Source organism: Mesorhizobium sp. M4A.F.Ca.ET.050.02.1.1, from assembly GCF_003997725.1.
In the GTDB taxonomy this organism is placed as follows: Bacteria; Pseudomonadota; Alphaproteobacteria; order Rhizobiales; family Rhizobiaceae; genus Mesorhizobium.
On record NZ_RZSG01000049.1, the window covers coordinates 1 to 17953 of the forward strand.

At 61.3% G+C, this 17953-nt stretch carries 14 protein-coding genes and 1 pseudogene; 10 read left to right on the plus strand and 5 right to left on the minus strand.

Features of this window, described 5'->3' with window-relative positions; genetic code table 11:
- The 7 genes and pseudogenes from EOA33_RS06425 to EOA33_RS06455 form a co-directional block, all read left to right on the plus strand.
- Positions 1–551, plus strand: a pseudogene (locus tag EOA33_RS06425) (phosphomannomutase); the annotation flags it as partial.
- Complete coding sequence (locus EOA33_RS06430) at positions 551–1966, plus strand: mannose-1-phosphate guanylyltransferase/mannose-6-phosphate isomerase (RefSeq protein ID WP_127405245.1); 1416 nt, start codon at positions 551–553, stop codon at positions 1964–1966. The pseudogene EOA33_RS06425 and the gene EOA33_RS06430, both read left to right, overlap by 1 nt.
- 87 nt (positions 1967–2053) lie before the next feature.
- Positions 2054–3040: a GDP-mannose 4,6-dehydratase gene (gene gmd / locus EOA33_RS06435; RefSeq protein WP_127405246.1), complete on the plus strand. Its 987-nt coding sequence runs from the start codon at positions 2054–2056 to the stop codon at positions 3038–3040.
- A 36-nt stretch (positions 3041–3076) separates the two neighbouring features.
- The gene (locus EOA33_RS06440; RefSeq protein ID WP_245482256.1) at positions 3077–4024 is read left to right on the plus strand and encodes a GDP-mannose 4,6-dehydratase; all 948 of its coding nucleotides are present in this window, start codon (positions 3077–3079) and stop codon (positions 4022–4024) included.
- 124 nt (positions 4025–4148) lie between these two features.
- Positions 4149–4958, plus strand: a complete 810-nt coding sequence (locus tag EOA33_RS06445) for an ABC transporter permease (RefSeq protein WP_127405248.1) — start codon at positions 4149–4151, stop codon at positions 4956–4958.
- An 8-nt stretch (positions 4959–4966) separates the two neighbouring features.
- Positions 4967–5707: an ABC transporter ATP-binding protein gene (locus tag EOA33_RS06450; RefSeq protein ID WP_126055853.1), complete on the plus strand. Its 741-nt coding sequence runs from the start codon at positions 4967–4969 to the stop codon at positions 5705–5707.
- A gap of 161 nt (positions 5708–5868) precedes the next feature.
- Positions 5869–6654, plus strand: a complete 786-nt coding sequence (locus EOA33_RS06455; RefSeq protein ID WP_127405249.1) for a hypothetical protein — start codon at positions 5869–5871, stop codon at positions 6652–6654.
- A 39-nt stretch (positions 6655–6693) separates the two neighbouring features.
- Here EOA33_RS06455 and EOA33_RS06460 read toward each other — a convergent pair whose 3' ends face one another.
- Together EOA33_RS06460 and EOA33_RS06465 are read right to left on the minus strand one after the other, a co-directional pair.
- Complete coding sequence (locus tag EOA33_RS06460) at positions 6694–8208, minus strand: glycosyltransferase (RefSeq protein ID WP_126055855.1); 1515 nt, start codon at positions 8206–8208, stop codon at positions 6694–6696.
- Positions 8209–8278: 70 nt separating this feature from the next.
- Positions 8279–8962 carry a Stf0 family sulfotransferase gene (locus EOA33_RS06465; protein WP_189375241.1) on the minus strand — a complete coding sequence of 228 codons (684 nt, stop codon included), beginning with the start codon at positions 8960–8962 and terminating at the stop codon, positions 8279–8281.
- A gap of 176 nt (positions 8963–9138) precedes the next feature.
- Here EOA33_RS06465 and EOA33_RS06470 point away from each other — a divergent pair, with 176 nt between their 5' ends.
- Genes EOA33_RS06470 through EOA33_RS06480 form a run of 3 tightly spaced genes read left to right on the plus strand, consistent with a single transcriptional unit; the run spans position 9139 to position 13696 of the window.
- Positions 9139–9336, plus strand: a complete 198-nt coding sequence (locus tag EOA33_RS06470; protein ID WP_127405252.1) for a hypothetical protein — start codon at positions 9139–9141, stop codon at positions 9334–9336.
- Positions 9333–10826: a methyltransferase domain-containing protein gene (locus EOA33_RS06475; RefSeq protein ID WP_127405253.1), complete on the plus strand. Its 1494-nt coding sequence runs from the start codon at positions 9333–9335 to the stop codon at positions 10824–10826. Before EOA33_RS06470 ends, EOA33_RS06475 begins: the two co-directional genes overlap by 4 nt.
- Positions 10823–13696, plus strand: a complete 2874-nt coding sequence (locus EOA33_RS06480; RefSeq protein ID WP_127405254.1) for a glycosyltransferase family 1 protein — start codon at positions 10823–10825, stop codon at positions 13694–13696. Before EOA33_RS06475 ends, EOA33_RS06480 begins: the two co-directional genes overlap by 4 nt.
- Positions 13697–13923: 227 nt before the next feature.
- Here the strand turns inward: EOA33_RS06480 and EOA33_RS06485 are convergent, their stop codons facing one another.
- The 3 genes from EOA33_RS06485 to EOA33_RS06495 all read right to left on the minus strand — a co-directional run.
- Positions 13924–14583 carry an FkbM family methyltransferase gene (locus EOA33_RS06485; RefSeq protein ID WP_127405255.1) on the minus strand — a complete coding sequence of 220 codons (660 nt, stop codon included), beginning with the start codon at positions 14581–14583 and terminating at the stop codon, positions 13924–13926.
- Positions 14584–14986: 403 nt separating this feature from the next.
- Positions 14987–17212 (minus strand): glycosyltransferase family 39 protein, encoded by a 2226-nt coding sequence (locus EOA33_RS06490; protein WP_127405256.1) that lies wholly within the window; start codon positions 17210–17212, stop codon positions 14987–14989.
- Positions 17209–17953: lysylphosphatidylglycerol synthase domain-containing protein (locus EOA33_RS06495; protein ID WP_145989078.1), on the minus strand; the 745-nt coding region annotated here is incomplete at its 5' end. The genes EOA33_RS06495 and EOA33_RS06490, both read right to left, overlap by 4 nt.

The following is a 17953-nucleotide window of genomic DNA, read 5'->3' on the forward strand; positions in this document are numbered from 1 at the left end:
GAACCAAGGTCGGGTCGCCGTTCGTCATCGATGGCATGGAAGTGTCGTACCGTGGCGGCAACATCGTCATCGGCTTCGAGGCCAATGGCGGCGTCCTCCTGGGATCGGATTGCCTGCTGAATGGAAAGACGCTGGCGGCCCTGCCGACACGCGACTCGCTGCTACCGATCCTTGCCGTGCTCGGCACCATGGCATCGACGAAAAGACCGCTGTCGCGTTTGCGCGAGCTTTGGGACCTTCCGTTCTGCGCGAGTGAGCGACTCGAGAACTTCCCGGTGGAGAGTTCAAGCCGGTTGATGACCCAACTCGCCAACCCCGATGCGCTGCAGCAATTCCTGGCTCCGTTTGGCACTGTTGCCGAAATCGATGAAACCGATGGCCTCAGGGCGCGGATGGATAGTGGCGAGATCATACATTTGCGGCCGTCCGGAAATGCGCCGGAATTGCGCTGCTATTCGGAGGCCGCGAGCTATGCCAGGGCGACGGCGATCGTGGCATTGACACTGGAGAAGGCTCGGGCATTCGCATCTCCGGGCACACAGGGCATTTGATGAAAGTCGTTCCGGTGATCATCAGCGGTGGAGCCGGCTCGCGCCTGTGGCCTGCCTCGCGGCAGTCGCATCCCAAGCCGTTCCTGAAGGTGGCGGACGGACATTCACTGATCCAGCATACCGCGTTGCGCGCCGCCTCGATCAGGGACGTCGTCGAGCTGGTCACGGTGACGTCCAGGGAACACCTCTTCCTCACGACAGACGACTTCGACGCTCTGGAGCCCGTTGTTCCTCAGCGGACCTTCCTGCTCGAGCCTGAGGGCCGCGATACGGCTGCAGCCGTGGCCGCGGCTGCGATCCACGCCAAGGCAATGCAAGGCCCCGACGTCATCCTGTGCATTTTCCCAGCCGACCACATGATCGGAAACGTGCCAGCATTCCTGAGCGCCGTGGCCAGGGCGATCGAGCATGCCGGGCAAGGACGCATCGCGACGCTGGGCATAAATCCGACCAGGCCGGACACGGCCTTCGGCTATATCGAGGCAGACGGCGAAAAGGTTGTCCGCTTCGTCGAGAAGCCGGATCTGGAGACGGCCAAGGCCTATGTCGCGTCCAAGCGGTTCTTCTGGAACGCCGGCATTTTCTGCTTCCGCGCGCAGGTCATGCTCGAGGCAATGGCCAAGCATTGCCCCGCGGTGATCGACGCCGTTGTCGCCAGCTACGAGGACAGCCACGTCAGCCGGGGCGAAGGTTTCGCCAACATCGAACTCTCGTCTGAGCATTTCGCCATGGCTCCGCGCATTTCGCTCGACCATGCGGTGATGGAAAAGGCGCAAAACCTGGCCGTCGTTCCCTGCGACATGGAATGGAACGACATTGGATCATGGAACGCGATGGCCGAACTGGTCGCCCCCGACCAGAGCGGCAACCGGATTCGCGGTGACGTTCGCATGGTCGACACCGCGGACAGCTTCATCAGTTCCGACAAACGCGTCATCGGCACTGTCGGCGTCAGTGACCTGGTGATCGTCGATTCCCCGGACGCATTGCTGGTGGCGTCCCGCGACCGCGTCCAGGACGTCAAGAAGCTGTTCGAATCCCTCAAGGCTTCCGGGCATGAGGCGCACTTGCTCCACAGCACCGTGCACCGGCCATGGGGTACCTATACGGTCCTCGAGGAAGGCGAGCGCTTCAAGATCAAGCGCATCGAGGTCAAGCCTGGCCGGCGCCTGAGCCTGCAGATGCATCACCATCGTTCGGAACACTGGGTCGTGGTCAGCGGCACGGCCAAGATAATCAATGGCGACGAGGAACTGCTCCTGGCGACCAATCAGTCGACCTACATTCCTTGTGGCCATAAGCATCGGCTTGAAAACCCGGGCAAGATCGACCTGGTGATTATCGAAGTCCAGAGTGGCGACTATCTGGGCGAGGATGACATCGTGCGCTTTGACGACGTATACGGTCGCGCCTGACAATTTCATTGGCTCGCCGGGCTGGGGCGGGCAACATCGGCAACACGGGCTTGGGTGGAGCAATCATCGGACACATCGAGAGCATTGATGACAAAAACAGCATTGATAACGGGCGTCACCGGACAGGACGGCGCCTATCTGGCGGAACTGCTGCTCGCCAAAGGCTATGAGGTCCACGGACTTGCGCGGCGATCGAGCACGGCCGACGTCAACACGACACGCCTGAAATGGCTCGGTATCGAGAAGGACGTCAGGATCGTCGACGGAAACCTGACGGATCTTTCCGGCCTGGCCCGAACGATGCGCGACATCAGGCCGGACGAGGTCTACAATCTTGCCGCCCAGTCCTTCGTCAAGTCATCGTGGCAGCAGCCGATCCTGACGGGCAACGTCACCGGCATCGGCGTGACCAACGTGCTTGAGGCGCTTCGCCTCGAAATCCCCGAGGCGCGCTTCTATCAGGCCTCGTCGTCGGAGATGTACGGCCTTATCCAGGAGCCAATGCAGTCGGAAACGACCCCCTTCCATCCCCGCTCGCCCTATGCGGTGGCGAAGCTCTATGGCCACTGGATCACCATCAACTACCGCGAAAGCTTCGGCCTGCATGCCTCGAGCGGCATTCTGTTCAACCACGAATCGCCGCTGCGCGGCATCGAGTTCGTGACACGCAAGGTCACGGATGCGGTCGCGCGCATCAAGAAGGGCCTGTCCAGGGAATTGCGGCTCGGCAATATCGACGCCAAGCGCGACTGGGGCCACTCCAAAGACTATGTCCGCGCCATGTGGCTGATGGTACAGCAGGATGTGGCGGACGACTATGTCGTGGCCACCGGCAGGACGACGACCGTGCGCGACATGTGCCGCATCGCCTTCGAGCATGTGGGACTCAACATCGAGGACCATCTGGTCATCGACCCCGAACTGTTCAGGCCCGCCGAAGTCGAAATCCTGCTCGGAAATCCGGCAAAGGCAAAGGCCAAGCTGGGGTGGGAAGCGACGATTTCGCTGGAAGACATGATCCGGGAAATGGTGGATGCCGACCTTGAACGTCACACCAACCAGCCCGCACGCTAGGTCGAGCAGAGAGCCCTTTGCGTAATGGTCGATAGCTTGACGCATCGCATTCTGATCACCGGGGCAAGCGGCTTTGTCGGCTCGGCGCTGTTACAGCTGCTCGCGCGAGACCATGGCAAGTGCGAGGTGTTCGCCTTCGGCCACGGCAAGAGGCAGATGAACCCGATCGACCTCATGGACAGGAGCGCGGTCGAGGCAGCGATCCGAAAGACCCGTCCAACAGCGCTTGTGCACCTGGCGGCGGTGGCGGCGCCGGCGGATGCGCGCAACGCGCCGCGACATGCATGGGACGTCAACGTGACGGGGACGATGAACCTCGCCGAATCGGCGATGCGCCATGCTCCGGAGGCCAGGTTCGTCTATGTCGGCAGTTCGGAAGCCTATGGAGCATCGTTCCAAAGTGCTGCCGGCCGGCCGGTGACGGAAAGCGAACCGCTTCGGCCGACGACGGTGTACGGCGCCACCAAGGCCGCCGCGGACCTGATGATCGGGCAGATGGCCTATGACGGGCTGCGGGCAGTCCGCTGCCGGCCGTTCAACCATACCGGCCCCGGCCAGTCCGACGCCTATGTGGTTCCCGCTTTCGCGCGCCAGGTGGCGGAGATCGTGGCGGGTAAAAGCGAGCCGGTCATCCATGTGGGGAATCTGGAGGTCGAGCGGGATTTCCTCGACGTCCGCGACGTCGTGCGCGCCTATGCGCGTCTGGCCATGGTCGACGTCGATGCCGAACCGGACTGTGTCTTCAACATAGCGTCCGGACAGCCCCGCAAGATCCGGGATATCCTCGACATGCTTATCGCGCGGTCGGGCATCGATATCGAGGTGCGCACGGATCCGGAAAGACTAAGGCTCAACGATACGCCCTTCGCATGCGGTGATGCATCGAAGGCGCGCGACAGGCTGAACTGGAGGCCCCTGGTGCCATTCGAGCAGACAATCGCCGACGTTTTCGGCTATTGGCGGCGGATGTGCGGCGCCCGTTGATGCACGCAATCCGGGGCGGCCGGCATAGTTTCCCGCGGAGGCTCATCAACTTGATGTCCACAGGGCAATAATGTATCGAACCTCGCACACAGCCGGGCCTGGGCAGGACAAACGATCGGGACATATGCTGCCGACTAAAACGGGCTTCCTTGCAGATGCGTTCGCCGACATAGGCGCGGCGCTGACGAAACATCACCTCGCGACGACTTTCAGCTGGCAGGACGTGGCCCAGCGCTATCGCCGTTCGCGTGTCGGGGTGTTCTGGCTGACCATCAACATGGGCGTCCTGATCGGCGCGCTCGGGTTCCTCTTCGGCACGCTGTTCCGCACACCCCTGGAGGAGTTTCTCCCCTACATTTGCGTCAGCCTGATCTTCTGGGGCTTCATCGCGACGTCGATCAACGAGGGGTGCATCGCCTTTGTCGGCGCGGAGGGCATCATCCTTCAGGTGCGCATGCCACTGTTCACGCATGTGTTGCGGACGCTCTACCGCAACGCAATCATCCTCGGCCACAACATCCTGATATACCCCCTCGTCCTGCTGGCCGTCGGGCGCTGGCCGACATGGCACGTCTTCCTGGCGCTGCCTGGCTTTGTCATTTTGTCGCTCAATCTGCTTTGGATCATGCTCATCCTGGCGGTGTTGTGCGCGCGCTACCGCGACATGACGCAGGTGATGCAGAACCTCCTGCAGGTCATCATGTACCTGACCCCGGTGATGTGGATGCCGCAAACGCTTCCGGACGGCTTCTCGCAGCGGCTGGTGGAGCTTAATCCCTTCTACCATCTGATCAGCGTCGTGCGGGACCCGCTTCTGGGCGAATTGCCGTCCGCGATCAGCTGGATGGCGTGCGTCGTGTTCGCGGTCGTCGGCTGGATGGCCGCCCTCGCCCTGTTTGGCAGCTATCGTCATCGCATCCCCTATTGGCTCTGAACACCGCTATGGCTTCCATCACATTGACCGGCGTCTCGGTCGAATTTCCGGTGTTCAACGCGGCAAGCCGCTCCCTCAAGAACAGGGTGCTCAGTGTCGCGACCGGCGGCGCGATCGACCGCCGTGGGGATGGCCATGTCATCGTGCGCGGCCTCGAGGATGTCAGTTTTTCCCTGCGGGAGGGCGACCGGATCGGCCTTGTCGGCCACAACGGCGCCGGCAAGACGACGCTGCTTCGCGTCCTGTCGGGCATCTACAAGCCAACGAGCGGATCCGCCTTGATCCAAGGCGAATGCGTGTCGCTCATCAATATCTCGCTGGGCATTGATCCGGAAGCAACGGGCCGCGAAAACATCAGGTTGCGCGCAGCGATGATGGGCATGCGTCCGGAAGAATTGCGGGAGCAGTATGACGAGATCGCCGAGTTCACCGGATTGGGCGACTTCCTCGACATGCCATTCCGGACCTATTCGTCCGGCATGCAGCTTCGCCTGGCATTCTCGACGTCCACCGCGATCCGGCCGGAGATACTCGTGATGGACGAATGGCTTTCGACCGGCGACGAGGATTTCAAGCACAAGGCCGACAAGCGGCTGCGCGAGATCGTCGACACGACCAAGATTCTCGTCCTTGCCAGCCACTCGCGCGAGCTGCTGCAGAACAATTGCAACCGAATCCTGTGGATGGAACACGGCCGCGTGCTGATGGACGGCCCTGCCAATGAAGTCCTCCCGGCCTATTTTGGTTGAAGCCCATGGCGCGTGCGCTAGATGTGAGGTCTTGCATTTTAAGGCAATTCGGGACGGAAAACCGCTTCGCACTTTTCCCGGGATTACGCTAAGGCCAATCGACTTTCGGGACCCTAATCTTACGTCGATTGATTTCAGTATCAGATTTAGGGGGCGCACCCATGGACAGCAACGAGCACGGATGGTGGCGCGGCAAGAAGGCGGCATTGGTCGTCGCCCATCCGGGGCATGAGCTGCGGGTCCACCATTGGATGGAGACGGCCAAGCCCCTGGTCCTCGTGCTGACCGACGGCTCGGGCCATCTCGGTGTTGGCAGGCTCGACCGCACGGCCGAAGTCCTGGCCGGCGCCGGCGCGCGCCCGGCGGCGGCGTTCTTCGGCAAGATGGCGGACCGGGAACTCTACCGGGCTATCCTGGCCGGCGAAGCGGAGACATTCCAGCAGCTCGTTGACGAAATGATCACGGTTCTCGCCGGCGAAGCGATCGACTATGTCGCCGCCGACGCGGTCGAAGGGTTCAATCCGGGGCACGACGTCTGCCGGCTGCTCGTCAATGCGGCGCTGGCGAGATTGCGCGACCAAGACGGCCGTGAGCTGCCCAATCTCGAATTCCCGCTGGAGGCGGGCGCCCTCAGGCGCGAGACAACCTCGCGAGGCGGGATCGAGCTTCACCTCGACGCCGGGGCGTTCGATCGAAAGCTTGGGGCCATAGCCAATTATCCGGAATTGACCGAAGAGGCCGACCGCCTGCGCGCGGCGCACGGCCTTGCGAGCCTCGGCGTGGAGCGCCTCAGCCCGGTCGACTATCATCTGGACATTTCGGAATGCTCCGAGCAGCCGCCGGCCTATGAGCGTTGGGGCGAGCAGCGGGTCCAAAGCGGCTACTACAAGACAGTGCTGCGCTTCAAGGAGCACGTCGAGCCGCTGGCCAGGCAACTGGCGCCATGAATCCCGGGCGCGAGCGCCGGCAGAAAGTAAGCCAGCAGCTCATCCGCCAAGTTCGATCAGGCGCAGTCCCAGCCCAAGCCGTCGTTCATCGCTCGACAGGCCGAGTTGGCGTGGACTTGCCGGATTCTCGATCCGAAGGCCGATGGTTAGATGCCGGGCGAGCAAGGAACCGGGCGGCAGCGCCACCTTCCAGTCTTGCCGCGCCGCGAACAGCCGTCGTTCAATGGACGTTCCGTTGATGAAAAGCTCGGCGGCGACTTCCGAGCGGTGCGCATGAAGGAAAGGCTCAAGAACCAGCCTGAGCGAGGTTGGCGCAGGGCCGTAGGCTATCTCGAATTCGACCATCGCCAGTTCGCCGTCGGTCCACACGCCCCAGGATTCAACCGCGCCGAACCCCGTCAGGCGCACAAATTTTTCGGGCTCGTCCGCCAGCGCCAATGAAACCGGCTCGTTCGCCTTGACCGGTTCCAGCCCGGCCGGCAAGCGCGCCAGCCGCGTCAGAAGCTCCTCGCGCTCCGCCATCCACGGCCATGCCGGCCGCCCCGGCTTCGGCAGCCAGGTCTGCATATGACGCGCCAAAGAGAGGTTCGACGCGTAGCTGGCCGCAGGCGCGGCGCGATGTTGACCGATCGCCTCGCCATAGAGCGACAGGCAGGCGTCCAACCATTTTGACAGGCTTGCCTCCTGGCGCGTTCGCCTCGAGATTTCGGCTGCGTCGGCTGCATCGTAGCGATCGATCTCGGCCGCGATCGCCTTAGGCGAGAGGCGCTGCTGCAGCGCCCGCAGTCCGAAGTTGCGCCGCCGCCATGTATCCCAGTTCTCGGAGCGAGCCATTCCAGCGAGGCCGCGACCGTCGCAAACGATGACCGCGCGGCCGCAGGCCATGGCTTCGAGGGCGCTGAGCGCGGACGCGAAGGCGAGATCGTATTGCGGCAGCAGGGTTTCGGGCTCGTCGACGATGTTGCCTACGGCTTCTCCTATCACATCCAGCTCGATGCCCCGCTTCTCGCAGGCTGCCCGCACCGCGCTCAGATGCTGCGCGTTCTTGGCGAAAGCCAGGGCGCGGCGCGGACGTCCCGGCAGCGGCGGCCCAGGCGCGAAACGGTCAGTGTCGACGGCGTTGAGCAGCGTGACGATGCGGTCGGCCGGAATGCCCGCTTCGGACTGCAGCCGCTCGGCAACCGTATCGTCGACGGCGACATATTTGCGGACGTTGGCGAGAAGCGGCGGCGCGCTGTGCCAGGCGACGAAATCGTGGGTGAAGTAAACGATGGGAGCATTCGGGAAGCGCGCCGCGGCGATTGCGGTGACCTGGGTGTGGTTGCCGTGGATGATGTCGACCTCCGCGGCGATGGTCGAGATGTCGTCAGTGACGGGAATGCCGCGCGCCCGGATCTCCTGGGCGATCGGTCCCAACTCGGGCGCATAGACGATCGGCCTGTGCCCTGCGCGCATGAGGGCGAATGCGAGCTCCCGGGTGACGATCTCGGTTCCCGAACGGCCCGTCAGATATATGTTGGCGATCAGGATCGACAGCGGGTGTCTGAGTATCATTAGGCGCCGGCCCCTCCCAATGAACTGTCGATACACGGGCAATGAACGGCGCGTGGTGCCATGACAAACCCTATAGCTTATCGATGCTGTCTGGATCGCCGAATTCCTTGGCGAAGCGCTTACGCCAGCTTTCGCTGATCTCGTCCCGCTGCATGGTGACGCCGATCTGACGCATATCGATGTGCACATCACGCAAATCGAAGAGACTGGCGATCCTATCGATTGCCTGCTGCGGCGCGTCCACCAACTCCTCATAGATGATGCGCAAGGCTGCTATCTCGTTCCTGGCGAAATACATCTCCCACCGGGCATACTCCGTCGTGATTGCTCGAAGGCGGGCCAGAATCGCTTCGCCATCAAATCCTGCTTCACCGGTTGGCGTCTGCCCGTGCCGATACTGGCCGGTCTGCAGGGCCCGGGTCCAGGAAATCGCCTGGGCAAGTGTGTCGCGCCTGCGCAGGAATACGAACTGCAGGTTCGGCAGCATCGAGGTCCATTTTATTTCACCTTCGATCCAATCGTGCTGATGAGCAAATATCTTCAGCCCATAGATTCCATTGGGCGTCGCGCCCATCGTCAGGATTCTGTCTACTTGCCTGCCTCTGTCGTCGGGATAATTTGGATCGTCGAAATAACGCCGTCCGGGGCCGTTGAAATATTCCAATGGACGGCCGAGTTGACCGGTGCTGGAAAGCAGTTGTGACACGAAATTGCTGCCCGACCGTGGTGCAGTGCAGATCGCGAAGCCGCGCATGAGAACATCCCGATTCAATGGCAGGTCCTTAGCCGATCTCCCGCCTTCAGCAAAGGCGCTCAAGTCTGTTGGTGTCGCTTCCTGGAAATGGCGCCGACCAGACCGCGCCACGTGGAATCCGCCATTGTCGTGGCGGGCATCGCATGCCATACCCGCCCGTGGGAGGCGGCATGCGCTTGGCGGAGCTGACGCCAAGCAGCGGCGAGAGTGAGATGTTTGGTTCTGCAGCAGAAGTGCGAACCAAGGCGGCAGCTTTGGAATCCGTGACGTTTATAGATGGCGACAGTGCTCAAGGCTTTGTCGTCATCCCTCCGGACCGTCCCGTTACTGCCGGGACGGGCTGCGTTGAACACGCGCTCGAAATTGCCCGATGAAAAAGAATTTTGAGGAACTGTACAAGGCTTTCGAGGATCGCTTTCGCGGTTCGAGGGAACTCGTCAAGGAACGGCTGAAGGTCTACCAACCCCTTTTGGCGCAAGTGCCGCGACAGGCGGAAGGGCCGTGCCTCGCGATCGATCTCGGCTGCGGGCGCGGCGAGTGGCTGGAGGTGCTTGGCGAGGCCGGGCTGGAAGCGGTTGGCGTGGATACGAACGCGCGCATGGCGCAGGAAGCCACCGACCGTGGCCACAAGATCGAACTGCAGGACGCGCTCGAATATCTCGGCGGCAGGCCGGATAGCAGCGTGGCGGTCGTTTCGGCATTCCACATGGTCGAGCATGTGCCGACCGACTACCTGATAGAGCTGCTGGATGAATGCCGCAGAGTGCTGATCGACGACGGCCTGCTGATCCTGGAAACGCCCAACCCGGAAAACATCTCGGTCGGCACGCATACTTTCCATCTCGACCCAACGCACAAAAGCCCGCTGCCACCGGCTCTGCTCGAATTCCTGGTGGGACAGGCCGGCTTCGCCGAAACAGCGATCCTCAGACTGAACGGCGCGCCGATGATCGAGGCAGGGCCGATCGAGCGCAGCGTTCATCTCATGTTCGAGGTGGCGCGCGACTATGCCTGCCTGGCAAGAAAGCGTGCGGCGGAGGGATCCGAGGCCCTCGCGGCATTTGTAGGAACCGCAACGCAGCAGCCGCCCGCCGACATGGCACAGATCAAGCAGTGGCTCCGTTCGGCCGATGACGAGATCGTCAGCTTGTCGGACGGCTTCAAGGCGACGATGGCCTCGACGGCGCAGCAAATTCAGCAACTGACCGACAATCTCGCCGCCCAGTCGGAGATGATGCGTGCGGGAAATACGGCGCTCACGAACACGGTTGCCGCCCTCGGCAAGCAACTGAAGGACATCATCAAGGACAGGGCCGTGACCGCGCGCGACGCGGAGATCGAGCGTCTTCGCCAACAAATTGCCGAGCAGGAAATCGCGAGCAGGGAGCAGGTCGGCGCCAAGGAAGCCTCCATCCAGGAACGGGACGCCGAAATCGCCCGCTTGCGTGACAGGGAGACGGGGCTTGCCGAACAGGTCGAGCAACTGTCGAGCCTGACGGATGCCTTCAGGAATTCGACGTCGTGGAGACTTGCGGCTCCCTTGCGGGGGATGAAGCAGCTGTACCGTACAGTTCTCGGGCAGCCAAGGGACCATGCCTTTCCCGGCGCCCCCCTTCGCCGACCCGCCAGGGCAAACGCCAGGCTCGTGATGCAACATGGCCTGCTGTGGTTGCGCCGAAGGCCGCGCGCCGCCGCGTTCGTGCAGCGCATGGTCAGAATTGCCCCGCCCCTCGAGCGCCGCCTGCTGACCTTCGCCCGCACCAATGGAGGCTTGGTGACCATAGAGACAGGCTGGACGCTCGAACCCGATCCCGCTGTCCTGCAGGCCTGGAGCAAGCGTCTCAGCTCCGGAAAGTCGACATGACCAGCGAGCCATTGAAGCTATGGATCGACGGCCAGTGCCTGCAGACGCATAGCCGGATGCGCGGCATTGGACGCTACGTCCTGGATCTGCTGCGCAGTCTTTCCACCCATGAGAACGACATCGAACTGCAGGTCTCGCTCAATGCCGCGATGGCCGATAGCGCAATGGCCGCGCGGTCGCTGCTTGCGGACATCGTTCCGGCGGAGCGTATTCACGTCTGGCACGGGAAAGCCGAGGGGGGCGAAGCCGACTTCGGATTCACGCCATGGCGCAAGCGCAGCGAAATAGCCCTTGTCCACCACGTCAATCAACTCAATCCGGACCTCGCCCTCTCCGCCAGTCCTTTCGAGGGTGCCCTGGACCCCGCGGTTCCCTACCTCGGCGGCCCCCTGGCGACAGTCAGAACGGCGGCCATATTCTATGACGCGATCCCGTTCCGGTTTCCCGACAAATATATGCGGGACCCCCGCCGGCAGGAATATTTCAATCGCCGCCTCTCCAGCTACAGGGACTTCGATCTCGCTTTCACGATTTCCGATTTTTCTTCCGGCGAATTGCGTCATTTCGTCAATACGACAAACGACCTGTACATCGGGACCGGAATATCGAACAGGTTCGTCGAGCTGATCGACGACAGCACGGAGCGCAACGATATCGCGGGCGAATACCTCCTTTACGTGGGCGGATTCGACTGGCGGAAGAACATCGCCATCGTTCCGGCCGCCTTTTGCATGATGTCCAAACCGTTGCGGGAAAGGCTGAAGTTCGTCATCGCCGGCGATGTCGGCCCTGTCGAAGAAGGCGAGTTGCGCAACGTATGGGCATCCTGTGGTTTGCCGGCCGACCGGATCGTGTTTGCCGGCGCGGTCGATGACCGGACGCTGGTTCGCCTTTACAAGGAGGCCCTTGCCCTGGTGCAACCCTCCTTCATGGAGGGCTTCGGACTGACGGCGCTGGAAGCGATCGCCTGTGGAACACCCGCGATCGCGGCCAGGGCCGGCGCGCTTCCGGAAATCGTCGGGGATGACGCGCTGCTCTTCGATCCCGCATCGCCCTCGGACCTCGCCGCAAAGATCGAAGCCGTCGCAGTAGGCAAGCCCAACACGCGCAAACTGAAGGAGCTGGCGCGGGACAGGATAGACGCTTTCAGCTGGAGCCGGGTTTCGGAGCGTGTCGTTGAGGGTCTGCGGGGCCTGGAACGTCGACCGGCACCGCCGCCGCGGTTCGGATTGGTCGAGGCACTCGCTGTCAGGAAAGATGAAGAGCGGGACGTCGCGACCTTGATGGCGCTCGCCGAGCCCGAAGTCATCAGGCCGAGGCTGCTGGTGGATGCGAGCTCGACACTGATCGACGACGGCAAGAGCGGCATTCAACGGGTCGTTCGGCGGATCTGCGAAAGCATGTTTCCGCGCCGAGCGAAGAACGAGGGCAAGTACATCTCGTTCTGTGACGACGAATCCGGTTGGTATTTCGCCCGGGAGTGGACCGGACGGGCGCCGCCCAAGCAGCCGTCAACCAGACTCCTGCCCCAGGCCGGCGATACGATCCTGATGCTGGACAGTTCGTGGATCTACCACACGCTGCATCCGGCATTCCTTCGCCCGGCCCTGATCAAGGGCGGCGAAGTCATTTCCTGTCTTTATGACACGGTTCCCCTGCGCTCGGCCGCCTTTTGCCATGAGGGCATGCCGCCCGCCTTCAGCGCATGGTTTCAGACGGCGCTGGCCTATTCGACGGGCTTTGTCTGCATCTCGCGCGCGGTCGCCGACGAATTGCTGGATCTGCTCGCGGGCATCCGGTTCCCGCGCCCGATGAAAGTCGGCTACTGGCAGCTTGGCGCGGACTTCGCCAAGGGGCCGACCGCATCCAAGCCGGCGCGCGCGAGCACAGGCGCGATGCGCCCCCGTTTCCTGATGGTCGGAACGCTGGAGCCGCGCAAAGGCCATCGCGTTGCGCTGGATGCCTTCGAGGCGTTGTGGGCCGACGGTTTTGACATCGAACTGATCATCGCCGGGAAAACCGGGTGGGGAACGGCGTATCTCGACGACCGCATCAGGCGCCATGCGGAGTTCGGCAAGCGCCTGCATCTGCACTCACAGGTCGACGATAGCGACCTGGCCACGCTTTACACTGGTTGCGACGCGCTGATCGCGGCCTCCTTCGCCGAAGGTTTCGGCCTGCCCATCGTCGAGGCGGGCCATTTCGGTAAGCCGGTGATAGCCAGCGACATTCCGGTGTTCCGGGAGGTGGGCAAGGGCGCGGCCGCCGCGTCCTTCTTCGAAGCCGGCTCTGCCGCCGCACTTGGCGCGGCGGTCAAGGACTTCCTGAACAGCACAGCCACGGCCAAGACCGGCGATGCCTCGTGGCCAACCTGGTCCGAGAGCGCCACACAGCTCGAAGATGTGGTCGTCGGGCAGAAATGGTACAAGCTCTACGAGCCGAAGGATCCAAGACCCCTCGCCCTGCGGACCGATCTCGGCACCACGCGGGTCATGGCGCCCCTCGAGGAAGAACAGCGCGCTCACCGTCTGGAGTTCGTGGAGGGCCCCTACGCGACCGATGACGGCGCCGCGTTGAAGATCGTCGTCAATGTGACCAACCTCTCCGACACGGTCTGGTCGAGTCTTTGCGCAGCCGACGGACAGCTAGGCGTCACGCTGAGCTACCACGCGCTCGACGCTGCCGGCCAGTCAATCCAATACAACAACGCGCGCACCAATATCCCGTTCGTTCTGGTGCCGGGCGACACGATCTACCTGGCTGTGAATGTACCGATGTCGCTGAAAAACAGCGGCGCCGAATTCGTCGAAATTGAACTCGTCCAGGAGGGAAACTGTTGGTTCGGCAACCCTCTTCGCGTGGCGTTGTAGTGAAGTCGTAGGGTGGCTGAATGGCGGGGAGACGCAGATGATCAGACGCGACGATGTCATTGCCTCGTCTGATCATGAGGCCCAGCGTCTCTGTCAGCGATGCGGCGCGTCCGCGAAATCTTCGTATGGGAACGCGAGGCCGGTGACCCCGATCCTTGGCAGCCTGATTCAACAAGCTCGGACGAGGCCAGCCAATTGCCAAACGCGCCATCAAAGGTCACGCTAATTCATGCTGCTGCTATTGGTCTGAAAGCGCAGTAGAGGTCGTCCACACATCCGGCTGAAACTAGATTGTCGTGAATAAACGCGAGTGCGGCACCGTCGCTATCGATCAATTGCGGCTGCCCATCCTTGAAACGGTACACGTACGGAAACATTTCTCCTAGCAGCCGCAACATGTCGCGAGGGTTTATATCCCTGAAACCGACCATGGTGAAGGCGTTGAATTCTACGAGCAGCGAAGGCTTTAGGCGGTCTATCGTATCTCGTGCACCTCGCAAAACGTCTATTTCGAAGCCTTCAACATCAATCTTGATGAAGTCGATCGCCTCAATTCGATGCGACTTCACAAATGCATCGAACGTCGACATCCTGACCGTTCCCGTCGGGGTATGTCCAAGCGTGTCTCCCGTCACAAGGTGGCTGGCTGAGGCGGAATCGGGGTTGGAGAAGAAGGATAGCGACCGCTCCTCGGCTCCCAGCGCGATATTGAAGGCGTTCACCGCAGCCGCGTTGGCCTTGATCGTCTCCAGCAAAAACGGAAACACGTTCGGATCTGGTTCGAAAGCATAGACCTTGGCAGCCCCCGACTTCGCCGCAACCACCGCTGTCATTCCGATATTGGATCCGACGTCGAAAACAACCGCGCCATCGGGAAGCGCGCGCATTGCAAACGCGAATGGCGCATAGGAGCGGCATGGTCAAAGTAGCTGTCCCCTTCGCGTCCGCAGAGGGCGACATCTTGTTCACCAAACTGGATATGTCTTCTGTTCATTGACTTTCTCTGAGACGTACGCGCGATCCTCGCCGCGTGGTGCGGTCGCAAGACCGAGTGTGGGGCCGTTATGGATACCTCTTGCGAGATCGCTCATGGTAGCTCCCCGGAGCCGATTGATCCGCAGTATCCTACTCAGCAACCTCGAGCAATGTGTAGCACTCCGGAGTTTCACTCGAATGCTTTACGTAGCAAACTACTGGCCGTTGCTAACCGCCTTCTCCTCAAATCACAAGAACACTCATTGGCCCAACAGCTGGACGTCGAGTTCGAGCTTCCTGTCGGACATGCCTGGCCTAGTCTTGATCGACGGCGATATCGGTCAGGCCGAATCCCAGCATCCGATCGTCCGTAGAAAGCCCAAGTTGTCGCGGCGAATACGATTTCGCGACAGCTAATGTGACTACAATCTCATTGTCCGAAGACAGCGCTTTCGGGATGTCGAAAGCCATCTCGGTTGTTGGTTGTTGAGCAGTAAAATTCAGAAATCCGATTACTTGACCTGCGATGGAGATTGTCACCGTCTGGGTAGGATCCTGAGGCGCAAGGAACGCCATGCCGGCGATCCGAAGCTTGGCTGGTTTTCCTGGGTTGGGAACCCTTAGCGAAAGTGTCGCCCACGGTTCTCCGGTCCAAGCGCCCCACTCTTCCGGAATATGCCAGCCGGTCAACAGACGGTATGGCTTGTTCGAAACCTGCGCGACGTCCGCCGGCGCGTATATTTTCGACTGGATGCATCGCTCGACAACCTGATTGGGCGGACCAATCCATTCTACTTCCTCGCGCGAACCAATCACCGGCTCAATGTATGTCCCACAGACCTGCGGCAAGTCGGTGAGCTCGGTTACGTGAGACTCCGTCAGGAGCTGTTTAACCGGCAGGGTTGGAACACTTTCCAGAAAGGTCAAAACGGAGGCCGTAGGGGAGTAGTTCGTCAGATAGTATGGCGCGCCTCGTTTCCTGAGTTCCGCGGCCAATCGATCGTAGCCGCCCGCCCACCCTTCTTGTAGCGGAACGAACCACCAATTGCGTGCCATTGCGTTCTGCTGAGCCAGGTAGAGTGCCAGCAAGGCAAGGCCAGCCCCCAGACCGAGCCGACGCCGGTATTGGGCCAAGCTGCCCAAAGCAACGGTCGCCAGCAGGATCATCAATGGGATCGCAAATGGCACCCAGCGCCTTGCTCCCCATGGGTGATCTGGCGAAATCCGCGTGTACAAGAGCATCAGGACAATCAACAGCACGGAAGGCACGGCAAATGCCAGGCCTTTTAGCCCATTTTGACGCGCCAGCAGCCAGGCACCCGCATATGAGATTAGCAAGGCAGGCACTGTCGTGTACCAAGTGAATTCGCGAGGCGCCCGAACATAACTGAATGCAAAATAGATATCGTGTTTTGACTGGTCGGCGAAAACGCTCTTGAAAAGTGCGTAGACCGTGATCGCAAATCCAAGGGCAATGAACGCCTTGGAAAGCGGCAGCGCCAACCGCTCCAAAGAGTCGCCCGTCGCGGAGAAGCGCCGAGGCGCAGCTACGGATAGGGCAATTTCAAGCGCGGAAAACAGCAGGCAGGCAATGGCGCCCGAGAAGCTTGCCCCCAAGCCAATTGGCCATAGATCGGAAAAGTAGCCGAACGAATTGTCCCGGAGATCGACGATGCTCCAAACGCAAAGAACCGTCGCAGGCACAAGAGCGATAAGGGCCGTCGGCCAGTCACGAGGGTTGGAGCGCAGCAGCGCGAATACCCATAGCGGGAAAAAGGATGCGACGAGATACCCGTCGACGCGCGAGAGCATGACGCAGCCGAATGCGATGCTGGCTGTGAAGGTTTCCCAGGCGGAGCGCCGCTCGATCGATCTGATCATGAACAACAGCGCCACGCAGAACAATGAAACCGTGAACACTTCGCTCAGCGCCGATCTGGCCACATAGACCACGGCGGCATTGCTCGCCACCAATATCGTCGCAAACGGCCACCAGGAACCAACCAGCCTTCGTGCCAGCATCGAGAAGAAGAACAGCGCCAAGGTTGCCAGAACGGCCGACGAAATGGCGATCTCATTTTCTCCAAAAACATCGACGAACGCGGCACGAAACAGCGCACTGACATGGTTGAATTGCGCGTGGGACGCTGGCGGCCCGGGATAGATGCCCGGGTAACTATCCAACTCCGCGGGCGCGGCGTGAGCGGCTGCATCCCGAGCGAACCGTTCCCAGGCGTCGACCTTCGGCCAGCCAAAGTCGGCCGAGGTCTGGGCGATGATATTGTACACACCGTTGTCGCGCCCGGTGTCGAGTTCCGTCGTGGCGAACGTGAAGACGTAGGTTCCGAAAATCAGCGCAAGCAGCGAAGGACCAAGAACAGCCGATCTTTGATCGGCGTCAGGAAATTTTGGCGACAGCAGCGCCGCCAGATACGCCAGAGCAAACACGAGATAGCCGTTGAAGACGTGAAATCGCGCGAGGACGAGCGAAACGAGCGCGGCCGCGATCAGCGCGAAAGAAAGTTGTCCGGTCAATTTCATGAGACTGATCCAGTCCTCCGGAGCGCCAGGAGAGCGATCCCCAAAACAAAGCCCATAAGGTCTGCCAGGGTCGCTGCCAGGCGCAGCAGGAGCGCAATCGTTGCGGCTTCGGTTACGGAAAAGGTGGGGTAGAGGAGCAGCACGGTTGTCGCTTCACGGACACCGATTCCTCCAGGCGATCCCGGCGTGATGTAGCCGGCCAGAAACGATGCGGACGCTACCCCCAGGCAGGCGAGCATTCCAATCGGCTTGTCCGGGAACAACAACACCGATGAAGACCACAGTGCCAGTCCATTCAAACCGAAATTGACGAGGTCGATGGTTCCGACGGCAAGAAGCCGTTTGCGCGAAGCGGCAAGGTCGGCCAGGAGTTGCCTGATGAAGGGGGCTATCCGGTCTCGAAACACCAGGGCCGCCGCCGCCGCAACCACGACAATGGACAAAAGTCCCACTACGAGCCAAGTTGAAACTTCGCTGATTTTCAGCGCCTGCATCAGCCATTCGCGCAAAAGCACCGCAACCAGGGCGAAGCCGACGCAAAGCAGGGCGATCGCCTCGACGATCATCGCTTTCGTCGATGCGCTGACAGGTATGTCGTAAGATTTGAGCACCACTGCCCTGCCAACGAGGTGGCCGACGTTGCCGGGCAGATACTTGCCGATCTGGGTGGAGAGAAAAACCGGTCCAATGAGACCGAGCGGGCGCCCAACGCCGAAAACACCAAGCAGCATATGCCAGTTG